The organism is Burkholderia latens (assembly GCF_902499045.1).
In the GTDB taxonomy this organism is placed as follows: Bacteria; Pseudomonadota; Gammaproteobacteria; order Burkholderiales; family Burkholderiaceae; genus Burkholderia; species Burkholderia latens.
Window position 1 is genome coordinate 1 of sequence record NZ_CABVPL010000020.1, and the last position, 21,086, is coordinate 21,086.

The 21,086-nt window shown below is 67.8% G+C and carries 20 protein-coding genes; 15 read left to right on the plus strand and 5 right to left on the minus strand.

The annotated features are described in order from the left end of the window. Positions 1 to 285 precede the first annotated feature (285 nt). From BSE24067_RS15655 to BSE24067_RS15690, 8 genes are all read left to right on the plus strand, one after another. On the plus strand, positions 286 to 648 hold the full coding sequence (locus BSE24067_RS15655) for a DUF4148 domain-containing protein (protein WP_151068650.1): 363 nt from the start codon (positions 286 to 288) through the stop codon (positions 646 to 648). An 85-nt stretch (positions 649 to 733) separates the two neighbouring features. Next, the gene (locus tag BSE24067_RS15660) at positions 734 to 1,525 is read left to right on the plus strand and encodes an alpha/beta fold hydrolase (RefSeq protein WP_151068649.1); all 792 of its coding nucleotides are present in this window, start codon (positions 734 to 736) and stop codon (positions 1,523 to 1,525) included. A gap of 74 nt (positions 1,526 to 1,599) precedes the next feature. Continuing rightward, positions 1,600 to 3,003 (plus strand): amidase family protein, encoded by a 1,404-nt coding sequence (locus tag BSE24067_RS15665; RefSeq protein WP_151068648.1) that lies wholly within the window; start codon positions 1,600 to 1,602, stop codon positions 3,001 to 3,003. A 430-nt stretch (positions 3,004 to 3,433) separates the two neighbouring features. After that, positions 3,434 to 3,904, plus strand: coding sequence for a rhodanese-like domain-containing protein (locus BSE24067_RS15670; protein WP_151068647.1), 471 nt, complete (start codon positions 3,434 to 3,436; stop codon positions 3,902 to 3,904). A gap of 28 nt (positions 3,905 to 3,932) precedes the next feature. Further along, entirely contained in the window at positions 3,933 to 4,898 is a 966-nt protein-coding gene (gene epsC, locus BSE24067_RS15675; RefSeq protein ID WP_151068646.1) for a serine O-acetyltransferase EpsC, read from the plus strand. Then, positions 4,895 to 5,152, plus strand: coding sequence for a helix-turn-helix domain-containing protein (locus tag BSE24067_RS15680; RefSeq protein ID WP_244130581.1), 258 nt, complete (start codon positions 4,895 to 4,897; stop codon positions 5,150 to 5,152). Before epsC ends, BSE24067_RS15680 begins: the two co-directional genes overlap by 4 nt. 96 nt (positions 5,153 to 5,248) lie before the next feature. Next, a complete protein-coding gene (locus BSE24067_RS15685; protein ID WP_124621999.1) occupies positions 5,249 to 6,181 on the plus strand; it encodes a family 2A encapsulin nanocompartment shell protein in 933 nt (310 codons plus the stop codon). Further along, complete coding sequence (locus BSE24067_RS15690; RefSeq protein WP_174904795.1) at positions 6,156 to 8,168, plus strand: family 2A encapsulin nanocompartment cargo protein cysteine desulfurase; 2,013 nt, start codon at positions 6,156 to 6,158, stop codon at positions 8,166 to 8,168. The genes BSE24067_RS15685 and BSE24067_RS15690 overlap by 26 nt, the downstream gene beginning before the upstream one ends. Positions 8,169 to 8,262: 94 nt before the next feature. Here the strand turns inward: BSE24067_RS15690 and BSE24067_RS15695 are convergent, their stop codons facing one another. The 4 genes from BSE24067_RS15695 to BSE24067_RS15710 form a co-directional block, all read right to left on the minus strand. Beyond that, complete coding sequence (locus BSE24067_RS15695; RefSeq protein WP_151068300.1) at positions 8,263 to 8,877, minus strand: LysE family translocator; 615 nt, start codon at positions 8,875 to 8,877, stop codon at positions 8,263 to 8,265. Between the two features lie 178 nt (positions 8,878 to 9,055). Beyond that, positions 9,056 to 10,696: a chaperonin GroEL gene (groL, locus tag BSE24067_RS15700; protein WP_151068298.1), complete on the minus strand. Its 1,641-nt coding sequence runs from the start codon at positions 10,694 to 10,696 to the stop codon at positions 9,056 to 9,058. A 12-nt stretch (positions 10,697 to 10,708) separates the two neighbouring features. Then, positions 10,709 to 10,999: a co-chaperone GroES gene (locus BSE24067_RS15705; protein WP_011356207.1), complete on the minus strand. Its 291-nt coding sequence runs from the start codon at positions 10,997 to 10,999 to the stop codon at positions 10,709 to 10,711. Between the two features lie 280 nt (positions 11,000 to 11,279). Then, the gene (locus BSE24067_RS15710) at positions 11,280 to 11,993 is read right to left on the minus strand and encodes a hypothetical protein (RefSeq protein ID WP_151068297.1); all 714 of its coding nucleotides are present in this window, start codon (positions 11,991 to 11,993) and stop codon (positions 11,280 to 11,282) included. A gap of 281 nt (positions 11,994 to 12,274) precedes the next feature. Between BSE24067_RS15710 and BSE24067_RS15715 the strand changes: the two genes are divergently transcribed. From BSE24067_RS15715 to BSE24067_RS15735, 5 genes are all read left to right on the plus strand, one after another. Further along, positions 12,275 to 14,224, plus strand: a complete 1,950-nt coding sequence (locus BSE24067_RS15715) for an arylsulfatase (protein ID WP_151068296.1) — start codon at positions 12,275 to 12,277, stop codon at positions 14,222 to 14,224. A gap of 10 nt (positions 14,225 to 14,234) precedes the next feature. Further along, on the plus strand, positions 14,235 to 15,284 hold the full coding sequence (locus BSE24067_RS15720; protein WP_151068295.1) for a formylglycine-generating enzyme family protein: 1,050 nt from the start codon (positions 14,235 to 14,237) through the stop codon (positions 15,282 to 15,284). Beyond that, positions 15,281 to 16,093, plus strand: a complete 813-nt coding sequence (locus BSE24067_RS15725) for a MetQ/NlpA family lipoprotein (RefSeq protein ID WP_151068294.1) — start codon at positions 15,281 to 15,283, stop codon at positions 16,091 to 16,093. The genes BSE24067_RS15720 and BSE24067_RS15725 overlap by 4 nt, the downstream gene beginning before the upstream one ends. Next, complete coding sequence (locus tag BSE24067_RS15730) at positions 16,087 to 17,088, plus strand: YkgJ family cysteine cluster protein (protein ID WP_151068293.1); 1,002 nt, start codon at positions 16,087 to 16,089, stop codon at positions 17,086 to 17,088. Before BSE24067_RS15725 ends, BSE24067_RS15730 begins: the two co-directional genes overlap by 7 nt. Positions 17,089 to 17,153: 65 nt before the next feature. Continuing rightward, a complete protein-coding gene (locus BSE24067_RS15735; protein ID WP_151068292.1) occupies positions 17,154 to 17,480 on the plus strand; it encodes an antibiotic biosynthesis monooxygenase family protein in 327 nt (108 codons plus the stop codon). Between the two features lie 67 nt (positions 17,481 to 17,547). On the opposite strand, the gene BSE24067_RS15740 is transcribed toward BSE24067_RS15735, so the two are convergent. Further along, positions 17,548 to 18,480, minus strand: a complete 933-nt coding sequence (locus BSE24067_RS15740) for a LysR family transcriptional regulator (RefSeq protein ID WP_151068291.1) — start codon at positions 18,478 to 18,480, stop codon at positions 17,548 to 17,550. A gap of 208 nt (positions 18,481 to 18,688) precedes the next feature. On the opposite strand from BSE24067_RS15740, the gene BSE24067_RS15745 reads away from it, so the two are divergent. Both BSE24067_RS15745 and BSE24067_RS15750 read left to right on the plus strand, forming a co-directional pair. Further along, complete coding sequence (locus tag BSE24067_RS15745; protein WP_151068289.1) at positions 18,689 to 19,462, plus strand: putative hydro-lyase; 774 nt, start codon at positions 18,689 to 18,691, stop codon at positions 19,460 to 19,462. Between the two features lie 214 nt (positions 19,463 to 19,676). Next, positions 19,677 to 20,981 (plus strand): MFS transporter, encoded by a 1,305-nt coding sequence (locus BSE24067_RS15750; RefSeq protein WP_151064453.1) that lies wholly within the window; start codon positions 19,677 to 19,679, stop codon positions 20,979 to 20,981. Positions 20,982 to 21,086: the final 105 nt, after the last annotated feature.

Consider the following 21,086-nt stretch of genomic DNA (forward strand, 5'->3'; position numbering starts at 1 on the left):
AACCGCCCGGTGCGGACCCGCATGCCGGGTGGTGTGGGAGGGGATCGGCCAGACTCTCTGACCGCCCCTATCCCGATTATCGGGCGGTGCTGCGAGCGGCCGGTGTGTATCGCACTGTATCCGGCGCCGTTGCGGAAACATCGGGTTGCACAGCACCCCGGTTCCGGAAACATGCCGGATACGTGAGCGGGTTCTACTGTCGACATGCAGCAAACGTTCGGTGCCGGACATTCGCACCGGATTCCGAATGATCGATACCCCAACTTTCCGTCAAGGAGAACTGTCATGAAAGCCGCTCGAATCCTCGCAGTTGCCGTACTCGCCGTGATCCCCGCATTGTCGTTCGCCGATACCGGCCACGGCCTCACGCGTGCCGACGTGCGCGCCGATCTCATCCGGCTCGAGAAGGCCGGCTACAACCCGGCCGGCAGCGAAGCGCATTACCCGGACGACATCGCCGCCGCGGAGCGCGCTGCCGAGGCTGCCGAGCAGGTCGCGCGTTCCGATCAGAACGGCCCGTCGAAGTCGCAGGGCGACAACGTCGCCGCCGTGGCGCCGACCGTCCGCTTCGCCGCGACCGATCCGCACGCTGTGCGCAGCGCACGCACCACGCGCACGGATGCCGACGATCTGTACGCGCATTCGTGATCCGCGGCCGCGCTTGCGTCACGCACGCGCGGCGCGATCGCCAACACTTCAGATGATGAACGACACGACAGACAGGAGCATGACGATGGCTGGTTTGACGAAACGGGTTCTGGTGTCCGCGGCGCTGCTCGGCGGGCTGTCCGGTGCGGTTGCGGTGCAGGCGGCGCCGAAGGAAGACCTGAAGGGCACGAACGTCGTGCTCGTGCACGGCGCGTTCGCGGACGGCTCGAGCTGGAACCGCGTGATTCCGCTGCTCGAAGCGCGCGGCCTGCATGTGGTCGCGGTACAGAATCCGCTGAGCTCGCTCGCCGACGATACGGCCGCGACGAAGCGGGCCATCGACGCGCAGAAGGGCCCCGTCGTGCTGGTCGGCCACTCGTGGGCCGGCGTCGTCATCAGCGACGCGGGCAACGACGACAAGGTGAAGTCGCTCGTGTACGTCGCCGCGTTCGCGCCGGACAACGGCCAGTCGATCGCCGACGTCACGCAGGGACTGCCGGCACCCGCGTGGGCAGGCGAGCTGCGCAAGGACGCCGGCGGCTTCACGACACTGTCGGACAAGGCGATCGCACAGGATTTCGCGCCGGACCTGCCGCCCGCGCAGCAGCGTGTGGTCGCGGCGACGCAAGGGCCGTGGTACGGTGGGTGCATTTCGGAGAAGGTGGCGCAAGCAGCGTGGCACGTGAAGCCGTCGTCGTTCGTCGTCGCGACGCAGGACCGGATGATCGATCCCGAACTGCAGGGCGCGATGGCGAAGCGGATCGGCGCGACGGTCACGCGCGTGAACGGCAGCCACGTCGCGATGCTGAGCCAGCCGAAGGCCGTGGCCGACGCGATCATCGCGGCCGCGGAACGTGCGAAGCACGATGCGCAGTGAGCGAGGGCGGCGCCACGCTGCGCGCGATGCGCGGAGCCGCGACTGATTGTGATGTCCTTTCACGAGGAGAAGTCATGACGCAGCAGCTGTGGCAATTGTCGGCGACCGAAATCGCGAAGCGCGTGCGCAACCGCGACGTATCCGCGCGGGAAGTGGCCGATGCGGCGCTGGCCCGTCTCGACGCGGTGAATCCGGCGATCAACGCGATCGTCGAGCATCGCCCCGACGACGTGCGGCGGCAGGCCGACGAAGTCGATCGCGCGATCGCACGCGGCGACGATCCCGGCCCGCTCGCCGGTGTGCCCGTGACCGTGAAGATCAACGTCGACGTCGCGGAATTCGCGACGACCAACGGCACGCGGCTGCAGGAACACCTGATCGCGAACGCCGACAGCCCGTCCGTCTCGAACCTCAGAAAGGCCGGTGCGGTGCTGCTCGGCCGCAGCAATTCGCCGACGTTCGCGTTGCGCTGGTTCACGTCGAATCTCGTGCACGGCCATACGTACAATCCGCGCGACCGGTCGCTGACGCCGGGCGGATCGAGCGGCGGCGCGGCCGCCGCCGTAGCCGTCGGGATCGGCGCGATCGCGCTCGGCACGGACATTGGCGGCTCGGTGCGTTACCCGGCCTATGCGTGCGGCGTACATGGGATTCGCCCGTCGCTCGGACGCGTGCCGGCATTCAATGCGTCGTCGCCCGAGCGTGCGATCGGCGCGCAACTGATGTCGACGACGGGGCCGATCGCCCGCACGATCGACGATCTCTCGCTGGCGTTGCGCGCGTTCGCCGCGCCGGACCCGCGCGATCCGTGGTACGTGCCGGTGCCGGTCGACGGACGCGCGGTGCCGAAGCGCGCGGCGCTGTGCGTGCGTCCGGGCGGCCTGCACGTCGTGCCCGAAGTCGAGGCCGCGTTGCGCGATGCCGCGCGCCGGCTCGCCGATGCCGGGTGGACCGTCGACGAAATCGACGATACGCCGCCGATGCGCGAAGCAGCGCTGCTGCAGGAGCAACTGTGGCTCGGCGACGGATTCGATGCGCTGGCGAACGCGGTCGCCAGCGACGGCGATCCGGGCGCGGCCGCGGTGATCGCCTCGGTGCGCGGCAAGGTGCGCGATCTGCCGGCCGACGTGATCAGCCGCGCGCTCGTACGGCGCACGACGCTCACGCGGCAGTGGCGGCTGTTCCTCGACGAATACGCGGTGTTGCTGCTGCCAGTGTCGTCGGAGCTGCCGTTCCCGGACGATCTCGACCGGCAAGGGCCGGAAGGTTTCGCGCGCGTGTGGGAAGCGCAACTGACGCTGCGTGCGCTGCCGGCGATGGGCTTGCCGGGGCTCGCGGTGACGACGGGAATCGTCGGCAGCGTACCGGTCGGCGTGCAGGTGGTCGCCGCGCATCATCGCGAGGATCTGTGCCTGCTTGCCGGGCGCGATATCGAGGCGCGCGGTGCGCCGATCGAGGTCGTCGACCCGGTCGTTTAATCCGGTCGTCCGATGCGGTGACGGGCGTGGCGCGTTGGTGATGCTGCGCGCCCGCCCGTTGTCGTTCGTTTTTCACGGCTCCATCAAAGCGCGCGACTCCACCGGCGCGTCAATCCATTTCGGGATCCATGACATCGTGCGGCGCGAAGCGTGCTGCACGGTTCGCGGCTCCGCCGCTGCGATTCCTTTCAAATCCTTCGATGCGCGGCATCGAACGGTCGCTGCCCGACATCCCGCCCAAGCCCTTACGCATAGCGCGTCTCTGCTATTGCATTTCGCGCTCCGCTGATTAGGAAATGAATTTTTATTGGTTCTGCTTCCCCGGCCACGCTCGCATAGTGGGGCTGACGGCTATAGACAGCACGCATGCTGCACCGGCCGCATTCCCGGTGGTTTTGATCATACGAATCTGCAAGAACAAGGAAGCGTGATGACGTTTGCATTGGAAGAACGAACCGCTGCCCAGCAGGCACTCGAAGACGCCCGCGCGGCCGCGGCGGCGGCGGGCACGCCGTACGCGGGCGGTGTGGCGCCGGAAGCAGCATGGGCGCTGTTTTCCGCCGGCGACGCATTGCTGGTGGACGTGCGCACCGCGGAAGAACGGAAATTCGTCGGCCACGTGCCGGAGTCGCTGCACGTGCCGTGGGCGACCGGCACGAGCCTGACGCGCAACCCGCGCTTCGTGCGCGAGCTGGAAGCGAAGACCGGCAAGGACGCGGTGGTGCTGCTGCTCTGCCGCAGCGGCAACCGCTCTGCCCAGGCGGCCGAGGCGGCGGCGAAAGCCGGCTTCACGCAGGTATTCAACGTGCTCGAAGGGTTCGAGGGCGACCTCGACGAACAGCAGCATCGCGGCGGCCGCAACGGCTGGCGCCATCGCGGCCTGCCGTGGGCGCAGGACTGAAGCACGGCCGTTACGGGGAGAAGTCAGCATGGCCGCATTCGAAATCGACGACATCGTTCAGTCGCTCCAGACCGTGCGCCGCGCGTGGCGCGAGAAGCAGCGGCGCTCGCTCGAACCGGGCGGGCGCGACCTGCCGGCGCGCGAGGCGCTCGCACAGATCGTCGGCGCGCTGAAGGGCGTGCTGTTTCCGATGCGGCTTGGGCCGCCCGACCTGCGGCAGGAGAGCGAGAACTTCTATGTCGCGCACGCGCTCGACGCGGCGCTGAACGCGCTGCTCGCGCAGGTGACGCTGGAGTTGCGCTACGCGGCGCGGCAGCGCAACGCCGACGCGCAGATCGACGAGATTGCGTCCACGGCCGTGCAGGCGTTCGCCGCGCGCTTGCCGGACATTCGCCGGCTGCTCGACAGCGACGTGCTGGCCGCGTTCCATGGCGATCCGGCGGCAGGCAGCGTCGACGAAGTGCTGCTGTGCTATCCCGGCATCCTCGCGATGATTCACCATCGGCTCGCGCACGAGCTGTACCGGCTCGGGCTGCCGCTGCTCGCGCGCATCATCGCCGAGCAGGCGCACGCGGAAACCGGCATCGACATTCATCCCGGCGCGCGCATCGGCGGCGGCTTCTTCATCGATCACGGCACCGGCGTCGTGATCGGCGAGACCGCGATCATCGGCGAGCGCGTGCGCGTGTACCAGGCCGTCACGCTCGGCGCGAAGCGCTTCCCGCGCGATGCGGCCGGGCATCTTGAGAAGGGGCTGGCGCGCCATCCGATCGTCGAGGACGACGTCGTGATCTATGCGGGCGCAACCATACTCGGCCGCGTGACGATCGGCCGCGGCGCGGTGATCGGCGGCAACGTATGGCTCACGCAGGACGTGCCGGCCGGCGCGAACGTCACGCAGGCCGTGCTGCGCAGCGAGGCGAACGCGCCGCGCGCGCGGCCCGATTCCGCCCCGTCGGCCGAGCCGGCACCCGCCGCGCAGGTGACGCCATGAGCGACCTGATCCAGCACTTCGGCGCCAACGTGCGTAAGCTGCGCGAAGCGCGCACGTGGTCGCAGGAGCAGCTCGCCGAACACGCGGGGCTGAACCGCTCGTACGTCGGCGAGATCGAGCGTGGCGAGGCGATCGCATCGATCGTCACCGCCGACAAGATCGCGCGCGCGTTCGACGTGTCGTCTCGACACTGCTGCCCGGCGTGTCCGTCGCCTGACGCATCGCTGCTTTTCCCGTTCGGTGGTGCCGTATGACGGCTATAGCATGTTGAGCCGGCAGGTGCGAGCTTCCGATAATCACCCAGCGTCATAAGCAATCCCGTTTTTCATCTTAAGAACCCGGAGCCACACATGTCGACCGTTGCAAGCGGCACGGCCGCGCTGAGCGATCACGCCGCCCGCCAACTAGCGAACGCTACCAAGACCGTCCCGCAGCTTTCCACGATCACGCCGCGCTGGCTGACCCATCTGTTGCAGTGGGTGCCGGTCGAGGCCGGCATCTATCGCCTGAACCAGGTGAAGAACCCGGAAGCCGTGCGCGCCGCGTGCACGCAGCTCGAGGACGAACGCGTGCTGCCGCGAACCTTCGTGCCGTACGAGGAACAGCCGCGCGAATATTTCCTGAACGCGGTGAGCACGGTGCTCGACGTGCATACGCGGATCTCCGATCTCTACAGCAGTCCTCATGACCAGATCAAGGAGCAGCTGCGCCTGACGATCGAGACGATCAAGGAGCTGCAGGAAAGCCAGCTGATCAACAACCCGGACTACGGGCTGCTCGCGAACGTGACCGACGAACAGCGGATCTTCCCGCTGACCGGCGCGCCGACGCCGGACGATCTCGACGAACTGCTGACCAAGGTGTGGAAGGAGCCGGCGTTCTTCCTCGCGCACCCGCTCGCGATCGCCGCGTTCGGCCGCGAATGCACGCGGCGCGGCGTACCGCCGCCGACGGTGAGCCTGTTCGGCTCGCAGTTCCTCACGTGGCGCGGCATTCCGCTGATCCCGTCGGACAAGGTGCCCGTCGCGGACGGCAAGACCAAGATCCTGTTGCTGCGCGTCGGCGACAAGCGTCAGGGCGTCGTCGGTCTCTACCAGCCGGGCGTCGCGGGCGAACAGGGGCCGGGCCTGTCGGTGCGCTTCATGGGCATCAACGACCAGGCGATCGCGTCGTACCTGATCTCGCTGTACTGCTCGCTCGCGGTCCACTCGCCGGATGCGCTGGCTGTCCTCGATGACGTCGAAATCGCCAAGTACCATGACTACCCCGACACCTACCGTTAATCCCGGCTCGACCGGCCGCGACGCGCTCGTGTTGCCGCACGCGCCGCTGCCGGCCGGTCTGCCGGACCCGGCGACGCTCGCGCGGCTCGCGTCCGAGTTCTTCGCAGCGCCGCCCGGGCAGGCGAGCGCGCCCGGGCTGTCGGCGGGCAGCGGTGCGGTCGGCGGTGTGCCGTCGGCACTGCCGGCCGCGGTGCCGATCCTCGCGTCGGCGAGCAACCCGGCGCCGGCCGGCTCGCCGCTCGCGGGGCCGGGCGGGACGGGCACCGGCGTGCCGGGCTTCGCATTGCCGCCAGGCAAGGCGCCCGGCGCGAACCTCGCGCCGTCGGCGCCGACGCACGTGCTGTCACTCGGCAATCGCGTGCCGGCGCTCGCGCCGCATGCGTCCGCCCAGAACGGATTGCCCGACAACGCGGTGTCGATCGCGCCCGCGTTCGAACCGCGGGTGGGCGGCGCGGCGCTCGGTGTGCCGCAGGCGAATGCGGCGGTGTCGGAAGGTGCGGTGAAAACCGCGCCGACTGCGTCGCCGTACTACTTCACCGACGGCTCGCTGCAGAGCTGGCATGCGACGCCGCAGGACTTCGTCGTGCCGTCGAACGGCCTTGCGTCGCCTGAAGCGTTCGGGCTGCCGGGCGATGACGCACTGCGCGCGCTGCTGGCCGTGCATCGCGACGAACCGGTTGCGCGTGCAACGGGTGAGGACGTCCCGCGCTATTTCATCGGCGATGCGCATGCGGTAGCGCCGCACGGCAATCTGCATCGCGGCGCGCACCCGCCGTTCGACGTGAACGCGATCCGCCGCGATTTCCCGATCCTGCAGGAACGCGTGAACGGCAAGCAGCTCGTCTGGTTCGACAACGCTGCGACGACGCACAAGCCGCAAGCCGTGATCGACCGTCTCGCGTATTTCTATGCGCACGAGAACTCGAACATTCACCGCGCCGCGCATGCGTTGGCGGGCCGTGCGACGGATGCGTACGAACACGCGCGGGACACCGTGCGGCGCTTCATCGGCGCATCGTCGCCGGACGAGATCGTGTTCGTGCGCGGCACGACCGAGGCGATCAACCTGATCGCGAAGACGTGGGGCGCGCAGAACGTCGGCGAGGGCGACGAGATCGTGGTGTCGCATCTCGAACATCACGCGAACATCGTGCCGTGGCAGCAGCTTGCCGCGCAAAAGGGCGCGAAGCTGCGTGTGATTCCGGTCGACGACTCGGGGCAGGTGCTGCTCGACGAATATCGGAAGCTGCTCAACGACCGCACGAAGATCGTGTCCGTCACGCAGGTGTCGAATGCGCTCGGCACGGTCGTGCCGGTAAAGGAGATCGTCGAGCTCGCGCATCGTGCGGGCGCGAAGGCGCTCGTCGACGGCGCGCAGTCGATTTCGCACATGCGCGTCGACGTGCAAGCGCTCGATGCGGATTTCTTCGTGTTTTCCGGGCACAAGATCTACGGGCCGACCGGGATCGGCGTGGTGTACGGCAAGCGCGCGATCCTCGACGACATGCCGCCGTGGCAAGGCGGCGGCAACATGATCGCGGACGTGACGTTCGAGCGCACCGTGTTCCAGCCGCCGCCGAACCGTTTCGAGGCCGGCACCGGCAATATCGCCGATGCGGTCGGGCTCGGCGCGGCGCTCGACTACGTGAGCCGCGTCGGTATCGAGAACATCGCCCGCTACGAGCACGATCTGCTCGCGTACGCGACGAGCGTGCTTGCGCCGGTGCCCGGCGTGCGGCTCGTCGGCACCGCCCGTGACAAGGCCAGCGTGCTGTCGTTCGTGCTGAAGGGCTACGAGACAGAGGAAGTCGGGCGCGCGCTGAACGAGGAGGGCATCGCGGTGCGCTCCGGGCATCACTGCGCGCAGCCGATCCTGCGGCGCTTCGGGCTCGAGGCGACGGTGCGGCCGTCGCTCGCGTTCTACAACACGTGCGACGAGGTCGATGCGCTGGTGAGCGTCGTGCGGAGGCTGGCGACGCGGCGGTGATCGCGGCTATCGACGACAAGGCCGCTTGCGCCTCCCGGTAACGGGATGTCGCAAGCGGCCTTTTTTGTCGCGGCACGAGCGTGTTGGATCGCGTTCAGCGCCCCGCCAGCATCTTGCCGCCCAGCCCCATCAGCAGCACCCCGGCCGTCGTATCGATCGCGGCCTTGCGTCGAATCAGCACCCGGCGCACGGACGGGTGCGACGCGAGCAGCGCCATCGTGCAGTACCACGCGCCCGAAATCGCGATCGACAGCGCAACGACCGTGAAATCGAACCAGGCCGGCGCGTGGGCCGGGACCATCAACGCGAAGATGCTGCCGTAGAACGCGACGGCCTTCGGGTTCGTCATGCTGGCGACATAGCCTTTCGTCGCCGCGTGCCAGCCGGCGGACACGGCGGGCGCGGACACGGTCAACGGCTTGCGCGCGGTCAGTACCATCTTCAGGCCGAGCCAGACCAGATAGGCCGCGCCTGCCAGCCGCAGCGCGGTGTGCACCCACGCGACGTGCGTCACGAGCACGCTCAGGCCGGCAATCGCGATCGCGGCCCAGGTGCCCGATGCGGCCGCGAGGCCGAGCGCGGTGATCACGCCGGCACGGCGCTGCGCGACCGCCGTCGACGTGACGATCACGAAGTTCGGGCCCGGGCTGGCGACGCTCAGCAGCAGGACGCCGGCGAGCGGCAGCAACGCGTTGACGGTGGTCGACATGGCTTTGGGGGCCGGCAAGAGGGAACGGGTCTTCATGTTACCTCGGCACCGGCGAGCGCCTGCCTGAACCTGATTCAAGCAAAAACGCGTGACGACTTGTGTCGCCACGCGTTTCGCATTGCCGCGGCCACGTCGCGGATGCCGGCGAACCGGCACGCCGCGGCGCGTCGCCGGATCGTCAGAAATCGAACCCCGGCCCGCCCGCACCGGGGCCGCCCGGCGCGGCGGCCGGCGCCGCGTCCTTCGGCGCTTCGAACACGGTCGCGTCGGTCGTCAGCAGCAGCCCCGCGACCGACGCCGCGTTCTGCAGCGCGGTACGCGTGACCTTGGTCGGATCCAGCACGCCCGATTCGACGAGATCGCCGTATTCACCGGTCTGCGCGTTGTAGCCGAAGTTGCCCGTGCCTTCCGCGACCTTCGCGACGACCACGCTCGCTTCCTCGCCCGCGTTCGTGACGATCTGGCGCAGCGGTTCCTCGAGCGCGCGCAGCACGATCTTGATGCCGGCGTTCTGATCGGCGTTGGCGCCGTGGAGCTCGCGGATCGCCTGGCGCACGCGGATCAGCGCGACACCGCCGCCCGGCACGATGCCTTCTTCGACGGCCGCACGCGTCGCGTGCAGCGCGTCGTCGACGCGGTCCTTCTTTTCCTTCACTTCGATCTCGGTCGCACCGCCGACCTTGATCACCGCGACACCGCCCGCGAGCTTCGCCACGCGTTCTTGCAGCTTCTCTCGATCGTAGTCGGACGTCGCTTCGTCGATCTGCACGCGGATCTGCTTCACGCGCGCCTCGATGTTCTTCGCGTCGCCGGCGCCGTCGATCACGGTCGTGTTTTCCTTGCCGACCTCGATCCGCTTCGCCTGGCCCAATTCCGTGAGCGTCGCCTTCTCGAGCGTCAGGCCCGTTTCCTCGGCGATGACCTGACCGCCGGTCAGGATCGCGATGTCCTCGAGCAGCGCCTTGCGGCGGTCGCCGAAGCCCGGCGCCTTCACCGCGACCGTCTTCAGGATCCCGCGGATGTTGTTCACGACCAGCGTCGCGAGCGCTTCGCCTTCGACGTCCTCCGCGATGATCAGCAGCGGCCGGCCCGACTTCGCGACCTGTTCGAGCACCGGCAGCAGATCGCGGATGTTCGAGATCTTCTTGTCGTGCAGCAGGATGTACGGATTCTCGATCTCGGCGATCTGCTTGTCGGGATTGTTGATGAAGTACGGCGACAGGTAGCCGCGATCGAACTGCAGCCCTTCGACGACGTCGAGCTCGTCGGCGAGCGACTTGCCGTCCTCGACGGTGATCACGCCTTCCTTGCCGACGCGGTCGATCGCCTCGGCGATGCGTTGGCCGATCGACTCCTCGCCGTTTGCGGAGATCGTCGCGACCTGCGCGATTTCCTTGCTGGTGGTGGTCGGCTTGCTGATCTTCTTCAGCTCGTCGACGGCGGCCGCGACGGCCTTGTCGATGCCGCGCTTCAGGTCGAGCGGATTGAGCCCGGCCGCGACGTATTTCTGGCCTTCGCGCACGATCGCCTGTGCGAGCACGGTGGCGGTCGTCGTGCCGTCGCCGGCTGCATCGCTGGTGCGCGACGCGACTTCCTTCACGAGCTGCGCGCCGATGTTCTGCAGCTTGTCCGCGAGTTCGATTTCCTTCGCGACCGACACGCCGTCCTTCGTGACGACGGGTGCGCCGAAGCTGCGTTCGAGCACGACGTTGCGGCCCTTCGGCCCGAGCGTGACCTTGACCGCGTTCGCGAGAATGTTGACGCCTTCGGTCAGCTTCGCACGGGCGACGTCGCTGAAAGTGATTTCCTTCGCTGCCATGATTGCGCTCCGTTATTGATTGACGACCGCGACGATGTCTTCTTCGCGCAGTACGAGGAATTCGTTACCGTCCACCTTGACGGCCTGGCCGGCGTATTTACCGAACAGCACGCGTTCGCCGACCTGCAGGTCGGGCACGATGCGCTGGCCGTCCGCATCCTTGCGGCCGGGGCCGACGGCGATCACTTCGCCCTGGTCGGGTTTTTCTGCCGCGCTGTCGGGGATCACGATGCCCGACGCGGTGGTGGTTTCCTGGTCGAGTCGCTTCACGATCACGCGATCGTGCAAGGGGCGTAGGCTCATTTTTTCGTCCTGTGCTGTTCTGTCCGGATTGGCTGGCACTCTTCAATAGAGAGTGCTGACGAGTATAAAAATGCGCGGCGGCGCGATCCAATAACGGATTCGGAAAAGCATTTGCGCGGATGCGCTTTGGGCGGGCGGTGCGCGCCCTGCGGCGTCACGAAATGTGCGCGTATGACTCGCATCGCGCATTCGCCATACGGAAGGCCGGCAGCATGGCAACGACGCAGAGGCCTGACGACAACCCGGCTGGCTTGCGCATCCCCGACAGCGCCGCCCAGCGCTATGCGTTCTTTTCCGTGTTCTCCAACGATCGCCGCAGCAACGTCAGTTCGATGAGCTCGAGTTGGTAAGCGAAGCGCGACTGGACGCGCTTCAGCATCATCGAGCCGACGGACAGACCGAAAACCAGCGCGATCCCCCAGAGAATTGCCGTATTGATGAAGTTTCCGGACACGAATCCGCTCGTCAGCGTGTTCTGCAGCCACGGCAATCCGCCCGCATCCTTGATATTGGTGAGCGTGACGGCAAGCAGTGCATAGGCCGCCGTACCGCCACCGAAGAATGAAACGACGCGTGCGTCGAGGCGCTTCACCTTCAATTGCAGGCAGTGCTGCGCGTATTTCAGTGTGTTGTCGGCATAGCCGTTCAGAAGCCGTGCGCTCCTCTCGTCAGTCTCTATCTCGCGAATGAGCGTATCCAGCGCTTTCTGTTTCCATCGAAACATGTGAAGGACGCCGACGATAGGCTCGACAACGAGGGAGAGAAGGCTCAGGAACACGGTGAACGCATAGAGCGTCAAGGCCGGCGCCATTTGCCATGCCGCAGGCGCGAGTTTGTGCCAGGCCAACATCGAGAGAAGCAGCAAGAAGCAAATGCCGCCACCACCAAGCAGAAGTATCGAGGCTTTCCGCGCTCGCTCCATCGACAGTGCTTTTGCCGGCCGGTAAGGCTCGAACGTAGAGAGGGTTTTCAGTAGTTCGTTGATCTTGAACATGAGGTCTCCGTTGGACATTGCTTGGTCGGGCGGCATACACGCGTTGCGCTTTCGCACCGACGACACTATGCGGCCGACGTTTTCATCGCGGTACGCGACCGGATTATGCGTTCGGGATTCCACTTCCTGTCTCGATATCGTCGATATCGGGAACGGCCAGCACGGGCAAGCGCGGACCACGTGCATATTCCCCCACCCCGTTAGCATGTGACGAATCCGACTTTGGCCGCCGCGCGGGCAACGCTAAGATCGCCGCTCCCGTAGATCGAGCGTCAACAAGAATGAAAAAGTCCGCGTCGCCGTTGCATGCTTTTCGTTTCCGTGTCGTCTGCGCCGCGATTGCCGGCGCGTTGTCGCTCGCGTCGTGCGGCGGCGTCGACAGCAATCCACCGCCGCAGGCCAGCACGACGCCGCCCGCCAAGCGCCCGAACATCCTGTACATCATGGCCGACGATCTCGGCTATTCCGACATCCACGCATTCGGCGGCGAAATCAACACGCCGAACCTCGACGCGCTCGTCGCGTCGGGCCGCATCCTGTCGAACCATCACACCGGCACCGTCTGCGCGATCACGCGCGCGATGCTGATTTCCGGCACGGATCACCACCTCGTCGGCGAAGGCACGATGGGCGTGCCGACCGACGAACGGCGCGGTCTGCCCGGTTACGAGGGCTACCTGAACGATCGCGCACTGTCGTTCGCACAACTGCTGAAGGACGCCGGCTATCACACGTACATCGCGGGCAAGTGGCACATCGGCTCGGGGATCGTCGGCAGCGCGACGGGCAGCGGACAGACGCCGGACCAGTGGGGCTTCGAGCGCAGCTACGTGCTGCTCGGCGGCGCGGCGACGAACCACTTCGCGCACGAACCGGCCGGCTCGTCGAACTACACGGAAGACGGCCGCTACGTGCAGCCGGGCCAGCCCGGGCAGCCGGGCGGAACCGGCGGCAATCCGGCCGTGTTCTATTCGACGGATTTCTATACGCAGAAGCTGATCTCGTACATCGATGCGAACAGGCGGGACGGCAAGCCGTTCTTCGCATATGCGGCGTACACGTCGCCGCACTGGCCGTTGCAGGTGCCGGACCCGTGGCTGCACAAATACGCGGGCGTGTACGACGCCGGCTATGACGCGATCCGCAACGCACGCATCGCACGGCAGAAAGCGCTGGGCCTGATCCCGGCCGACTTCAAGCCGTTCGACGGCCTGCCGGAAACGACGTCGGCGTCGCCCGCGACGGCGAACAACGGCACGGCGAACGCGAAGTACATCAGCGCCGTGCATTCGGCGGCCGACGGCTACAGCGACTACGGCACCGGCAAGGTCGACAAGCTGTGGGCCAGCCTGAGCCCCGCCGAGCGCAAGGCGCAGGCGCGCTACATGGAGATCTACGCGGGGATGGTCGAGAACCTCGACTACAACATCGGCCTGCTGATCCAGCACCTGAAGGACATCGGCGAATACGACAACACGTTCATCATGTTCCAGTCGGACAACGGCGCGGAAGGCTGGCCGATCGATTCGGGCGCGGACCCGACGGCGACCGACACCGCGAACGCACAGGAGCCGACTTATTCGGCGCTCGGCACCGACAACGGCAAGCAGAACGCGCAGCGGCTGCAGTACGGGCTGCGCTGGGCCGAAGTGAGCGCGACGCCGTTCCGGCTCACGAAGGGCTATTCGGCCGAAGGCGGCGTGTCGACGCCGACGATCGTGCGCCTGCCGGGCCAGACGCAGCAGTTGCCGACGCTGCGCGCGTTCACGCACGTGACCGACAACACGGCGACGTTCCTCGCGATCGCGGGCGTCACGCCGCCGTCGCAGCCTGCGCCGCCGCTCGTGAACACGCTGACGGGCGTCGATCAGAACAAGGGTAAGGTGGTCTACAACAACCGCTACGTGTATCCGGTCACGGGCCAGTCGCTGCTGCCGGTGCTGACCGGCTCGGCGTCGGGCGAAGTACACACGACGCCGTTCGGCGACGAAGCGTACGGCCGCGCGTACCTGCGCAGCGCCGACGGCCGCTGGAAGGCGTTGTGGACCGAGCCGCCGCTCGGGCCGCTCGACGGCCACTGGCAACTGTACGACCTCGCGGCGGACCGCGGCGAGACGACCGACGTGTCCGCGCAGAACCCTTCCGTGATCAGCACGCTGGTCGACCAGTGGAAAACCTATATGAACAACGTCGGCGGCGTGGAGCCGCTGCGCCCGCGCGGCTACTACTGAGGACGGCACGATGCGGTTCCGCTTCCTGACGCTCGTCGCGGCGCTCGCGGCCACGCTGTTCGCGGCTGCGTTCGCCGCCGGCTACGCGAGCCCGTCGGCGTCGGCTGCCGGCGCGTTCGACGACGCGAATCGCGGGCGCCCGCTCGCCCCGCTCGGCTCGGAGCGACAGTGCGCGCGCTATTCGGGGCTGCCCGCGAAGTGGCGCGACGATCCGAAGGCCGGGATGGTGCACCTGAGCGGCGGCGCGTTCGTGCTCGGCAGCACGCGCGGCTATGCGGACGAGCGTCCGGCCGGCGATGGCAGGACGCGCGTCGGCGGCTTCTGGATCGACCAGACGGACGTGACGATCGCGCAGTTCGCCGCGTTCGTGAAGGCGACCGGCTACGTGACGGAGGCCGAGCAGCAGGGCGGCGCGGCGGTGTTCCACGTGCCGACGCGCGACGAGCTGAATGCGCGCGACCTCGCATGGTGGACCTGGGTGAAGGGCGCATCGTGGCGGCAGCCGCGCGGCCCGGGCAGCAACGTCGACGGGCTCGGCAACCTGCCGGTCACGCTCGTCACGCAGCGCGACGCGCTCGCGTATGCGAAGTGGCTCGGCCGCGATCTGCCGACCGAAGCCGAATGGGAATACGCGGGCAAGGCCGGCCGCGACGACGCGTCGCTCGATGCGGCGCCGCGCGACACGCAGGGCAAGCCGGCGGCGAACTACTGGCAGGGCGCGTTTCCCGTGCTCGATACGGCCGAGGATGGTCATGCGGGCCTCGCGCCGGTCGGCTGCTACGCAGCGAACGGCTTCCATCTGTACGACATGATCGGCAACGCGTGGGAATGGACCAAGGACGCGTACACCGGCCCGCATCAATCGCATGCGAACGGCGACACGGCGGCCGTCGCGCCGCCGACGCGCCGGCACGATACGCCGATGGTGATCAAGGGCGGCTCGTTCCTGTGCTCGCGCGATTACTGCGTGCGTTACCGCGCATCGTCGCGCGAGCAGCAGGAGGCCGATCTCGGTGCGTCGCACATCGGGTTTCGCACGATCCTGAGGGATGCTTCATGAAGCGGACGATGATGCATTGCGTTGCCGTGTCGCTGGTCGTTGCGTGCGGCTTCGCCGGTTCGGGCCGGGCCGTTGCCGCGGAAGCGGTGCCGCCGACGATACGTGTCGGCGTCACGCGCGGCGTGCATGCGGAGATTCTCGACGAGGTGAAGCGCGTCGCCGCCACGCGCGGCCTCGGTGTCGATGTCGTGCAATTCGACGACGCGTCGCGCATCGATACCGCGCTTGCCGCGGGCCGGATCGACGCGGCAAGCTTCGAGGACGCGCAGCGCCTTGCCGCGACGCGCGCGGCAAAAGGCTACGCATTGACCGCCGTCGCGCCGACCGTCACGCTGCCGATGGCGCTGTATTCGCGCAAGCTGAAGAGCCTGAACGAACTGCAGCCGGGCGCGACGGTCGCGCTCCCCGCCGATCCACGCGGGATGGCGCGTGCGCTCGTGCTGTTGCAGAACGACACGCTGGTCACGTTGCGCGAACAGGCCGGCCTGCATGCGACGCTGCGCGACGTAACCGGCAACCGGCTCGCGCTGAAATTCGTCGCGCTGCGCCGCGATCGGCTGCATGCGGCGCTCGACTCGGCCGCGTTCGTCGCGATCGACCGCGACGATGCCGCGCGCGTGGGCCTGCAACCGGCCCGGGACAGCATCAATCTCGAAGACGCGCGCTCGCCGTACGCGAGCGTGCTGACCGTGCGCGACGCGGACCGCACGAAGCCGTGGGTCGCGCAGCTCGTGGCCGCGTATCACTCGAACGACGTCGCGCATTTCATCCTCGCGCGCTACCAGGATTCGGTGCGGCGGCCGTGGTAGACGATTACCGCCTCGCTTGCAACGCGTGCGGGCGCTGCTGCAATAGCGCGCCGACGCTGTCGTTGCGCGAGTTGTTCCGGCATCGGCATACCTTCGTCGGTGCGCTGACGATCCGCCGCGTGCCGAAGCCGCGCATCGGCGAACGGTCGCACGCGCAGCGGCGTGATGATGTGCTCGACGCGGAAGATGTCGCCGCGTCCGTTGCATTGGCCGATACGTTGTTCCATCGCGCGACGGGCGCCGGCGACGAGTGGATCGCGCTGACGCTGCAAGGCTACGACTATCCGTCGCTCGGGCGGTGTCCGGCACTGGCCGACGATGGCCGCTGTAGCATGCACGCCGACAAGCCTTCCATCTGCGGTGCGGTGCCGCTCGATCCGATGCTGCCGGACCGCTTGCAGTCGCGCGTGCTCGCCGGGCGGCGCGACGAGACGGCATGGCTGGGTGCGAACTGTATCGTCGGTGCGGGAGCCGAAAGCGCGGCGCCGGCTTCCGCCGATGCATCGGCGGCGATACCGCTGGTGAAGGCAGGACAAGTAGTCGATCGCACCGCGCTCGACACGTTTCGCGATTCGCTCGTGTTCGAGCGTGCGGTGTGGCGCGACGCCGTGTTCGCGTCGCTGATCGACGGTGGGCCGCAGGTACGTCAAGCGTTGTCGCGGCTTGTGCCGGGCGGCTACCTGACGATGTCGATCGTGCCGGTGCTGTTCGCAGTCGCATCGGTATCCGAACATTGCCGTGCGCTGTGCATCGACTTCATCGACGCCCAGCGCCAGTCGATCGATGCACGCATCGAAGCGGCGCTCGCGCGGCGGCGTCTCGACGATCGGCCGGCGACGCGCGAACTGCGCGGCTTCGCAGACGCACTCGAACGTGCGCGGCACGCGCTCGCTGCAATGCCGGTTGCCACGCCGGATACGCGCGCCGATGCATCCCGCATCGGCGCGTGGCTCGACGGCCGACACGGCAGCGACATCGACGTGCATGCCGTGTGACGACAGCGGCGCGCGACGCGTGCCTTACACTTGGCGCTCCTTTCATCGTCTCCGACGGAGCGCACATGTACGCATCGACCTTCATCTTTCGCGCCGGGCAGTACGACGACGAATTTCACCGGCTCGATCGGCAGATCGCCGACATGGCGCGGGCGACACCCGGCTATCTCGGTGAAGAGACGTGGGAGAACGTTGAAGCGGGGCTGATCCAGAACGTCTACTACTGGGAATCCGAGGCGGCCTTGCAGCGGTTGATCCAGCATCCCGCGCATCGGGAGGCGAAGGCGAAGCACGCGCGCTGGCTCGACGGCTATCGCGTGGTGATTTCGCAGGTGCTGCGCGAGTATGGCGACGGCAAGCTCGCGCAGCCGCATGCGGGGCAGCCGGCGTGAGCGGATGGCCGAAGCAACGCGTCACACGTGCTGCGCGATGCACACCGCGCGGTATCCGCGCGCCGCATCAAAGCGCCTCGACCAGCAACCGGTTGCTCTTCCCGCAATACTCGTGACACGCCGCGCGCGCCGCGATCGACGCGCCATGCACGAACTTCGGCGCGTCGGCCCGCCGTGACATCGACACGACGATCGACGGCGGCGACGGCTGCAGCGGCAGCTCGACCACCTCGCCGCTCTCGATCAGCGCATCCACGAACAGCACCGGAATCGCGGCGACGCCGAACCCGTCGCGCACGAGCTGCACGATCACCGAGATCGACGGCGAACCGGTGATCCGCGTCTCCGACAGCGGCACGCCATGCGCGTGCGCGAGCGTGCGCACGATGTCCTCGAGCGCGCGATGCGGCGCGGTGCCGCGCCCATAAGTCAGGATCGGCTGGCGCAGCACCTGCCGCGCGAGGCCCGTGCGCGTGTTCGGCAGCAGCCCCGCCCGCGCGATCCAGCGCACCGGATAGTTCGCCAGCGCGTCGCAGATCACCGACGCCTCGTCGCTGCCCTCCACGCGAATGATCAGATCGAGCTCGCCGGCCATCAGCCGGCGCTGCAGCACGACGCTGACGTCGACGGTCAGGTCGATCTCCAGCTGCGGATAGTCGGCGGCGAGACGGCGCAGGTAGTGCGGCAGCCAGCTGTGCACGACCGTCTCGATCACGCCGAGCCGCAGCTTGCCGCGCAGTGCGCTTTCTCCGGCCGCGGCCGCCTGCAGCTCGTGCGTCGCCTCGACGACGGCCTTCGCATAGCCGAGCAGATACTCGCCGTTCGGCGTGAGCCGGAACGCGCGGCTGTCGCGATCGACGAGCACGGTCTGCAATTCGTCCTCGAGCGCCTTCAGTCGCTGCGAGATCGCGGCCGGCGTCGCATGCAGCGCGGCCGCCGTCGTGCGGAAGTTGCGCAGCTTCGCGAGCGTGACGAAGGTTTCGAGAAAACGCGTGTTCATGGCGATCGGGCGGACGGTGGACGCGCAGCTTGCCGGTGAAAAAAACTGAACGGGACCGGGGAAAACCCGGAGAACCGTTAAGCAATTCTATACACCGGGCGCAAAAAAACTCGTTGGCGACAAAATTTTTTCTTTTCTATTCTTCGCCGTATCCGCTGACGCAACGACATCGTCGGCCCGACAACACCTCGATCCGCTACCCGACATCATGACGCCTTCCGAATTCCGCCAGTCCGTACGCAGCGGCGCATTCCGCAACCCGACCGCCGGCCAGTGCGGCCCGTTCGCGCAAGCGAATCTCGCGATCCTGCCGAACGCGTATGCGCACGATTTCCTGCGCTTCTGTCAGGCGAATCCGAAGGCGTGCCCGCTGCTGGGCGTCGGCGAACCGGGCGCGTTCCGCGTCGACGTGCTCGGCGAGGATCTCGACATCCGCACCGACGTGCCGAGCTACAACGTATACAGGGATGGCGTGCTGACGGAGCGCGTCGATTCTCTCGAAGCGCTGTGGCGCGACGATTTCGTCGTGTTCGCGATCGGCTGCTCGTTCTCGTTCGAGGACATGCTGGCGCGCGAAGGAATCGGGCTGCGCCACATCGAGGAGGGGTGCAACGTGCCGATGTACCGCACGTCGATCGCGAATCGCCGCGCGGGCATCTTCGGCGGCCAGCTGGTCGTGTCGATGCGGCCGCTGCGCGGCGCCGACGCGATCCGCGCGGTGCAGATCACGAGCCGGTTCCCCGGCGTGCACGGCGCGCCGGTCCATATCGGCCATCCGGAAGCACTGGGCATCGCCGATCTCGGCGCGCCCGATTTCGGCGACGCGGTGACGGTGCGCGACGGCGAGCTGCCGGTGTTCTGGGCGTGCGGCGTGACGCCGCAAACCGCGCTGATGGAAGCGAAGCTGCCGCTCGCGATCGCGCATACGCCCGGCTACATGCTGATGACCGACATCACGAACGCGTCGCTGGCCGTGTTCTGAGCCGATCGATGCCGGCGGCCCGCGCGGCCGCCGGCCAGGCCCGGTCGCGGCAGCGCCCGGCGGCCGCCGACGATCCGCCCGGCCGGAGGGCGGCGCGTAACCGCGGCCCGGCGCGCGGGAGCGCGGCGCATGCAGTACACGAATGAAGCACACGCACCACACGTACACGCACAACGTGCAGGTTTCCACCGCACATTTCGACAGGAGCTTCACCATGGAAAGCAAGATCCTCGCGGCGCCCGCCGCCGATCCCGCGGGCCCCGCGCGCAACGGCCTGTTCGGATGGTATGCGGACGCGCAGCCGCGCGAGCGCCGCGCATTCTGGAGCTGCAAGGTCGGCTACATGCTCGACGGGATGGACACGCAGATGCTGTCGTTCGTGATCCCGACGATCGTCGCGACCTGGGGCATCTCGCTCGCGGACGCCGGCTTCATCGGCACGATGACGCTGCTCGCGTCGGCGCTCGGCGGCTGGATCGCGGGCATCCTGTCCGACCGGATCGGCCGCGTGCGCACGCTGCAGTTGACGGTGCTGTGGTTCGCGGTGTTCACCGCGCTGTGCGGGCTCGCGCAGAACTATCACCAGCTGCTCGCGGCGCGCGCGCTGATGGGCTTCGGCTTCGGCGGTGAATGGACGGCCGGCGCGGTACTGATCGGCGAAGTGATTCGTGCGCGCGATCGCGGCAAGGCGGTCGGCCTCGTGCAGTCGGGCTGGGCGATCGGCTGGGGGCTGTCGGCGCTGCTGTATGCGCTGCTGTTCTCGGTGCTGCCGGCCGAAGAGGCATGGCGCGCGCTGTTCCTCGTCGGCCTCGCGCCCGCGCTGCTGGTGGTCGTGATCCGCCGCTACGTGAAGGAGCCGGACGTCTACGAGAAGGAGAAGGCCACGCAGGCGAAAGGCGCCGACGCGCCGCGCCTCACGGAAATCTTCGCGCCGAAGCTGCTGTCGACGACGCTGCGCGCGGCACTGCTGACGACCGGCGCGCAGGGCGGCTACTACGCGATCACCACGTGGCTGCCGACGTTCCTGAAAACCGAGCGGCACCTGACCGTGATGGGCACCGGCGGCTATCTCGCGACGATCATCATCGGCTCGTGGATCGGCTACCTGACGAGCGCCTACCTGACCGACCGCCTCGGCCGCAAGCCGAACTTCATCCTGTTCGCGCTCGGCTCGATGGTGATCGCGTTCGCGTATACGTCGCCGGCGCTGCACCTCACGAACGCGTCGATGCTGTGGCTCGGCTTTCCGCTCGGCTTCTTCGCATCGGGCATCTTCTCCGGCATGGGCGCGTTCCTGACCGAGCTGTTCCCGACGCGCGTGCGCGGCTCGGGGCAGGGCTTCTGCTACAACGTGGGCCGTGCGGTCGGCGCGTTGTTCCCGTTCCTGATCGGCGCGCTGTCGAAGCACTATGGCCTCGGCGCGAGCATCGGCATCTTCGCGGTCGCCGCGTACGGCGTGATGATCGTCGCCGCACTGACGCTGCCCGAAACGCGCGGCCGCGAGCTCGACGCCGCGTAAGCGGGCGGCAGCATCCGCCGCCCGCCCGCTGCATTACCTCTCCCTGTTCATCGAAACCCTCCCGCGGCGCGCGACGCGCGCCGTGCGGCGGCGCTCGTCCTTCGA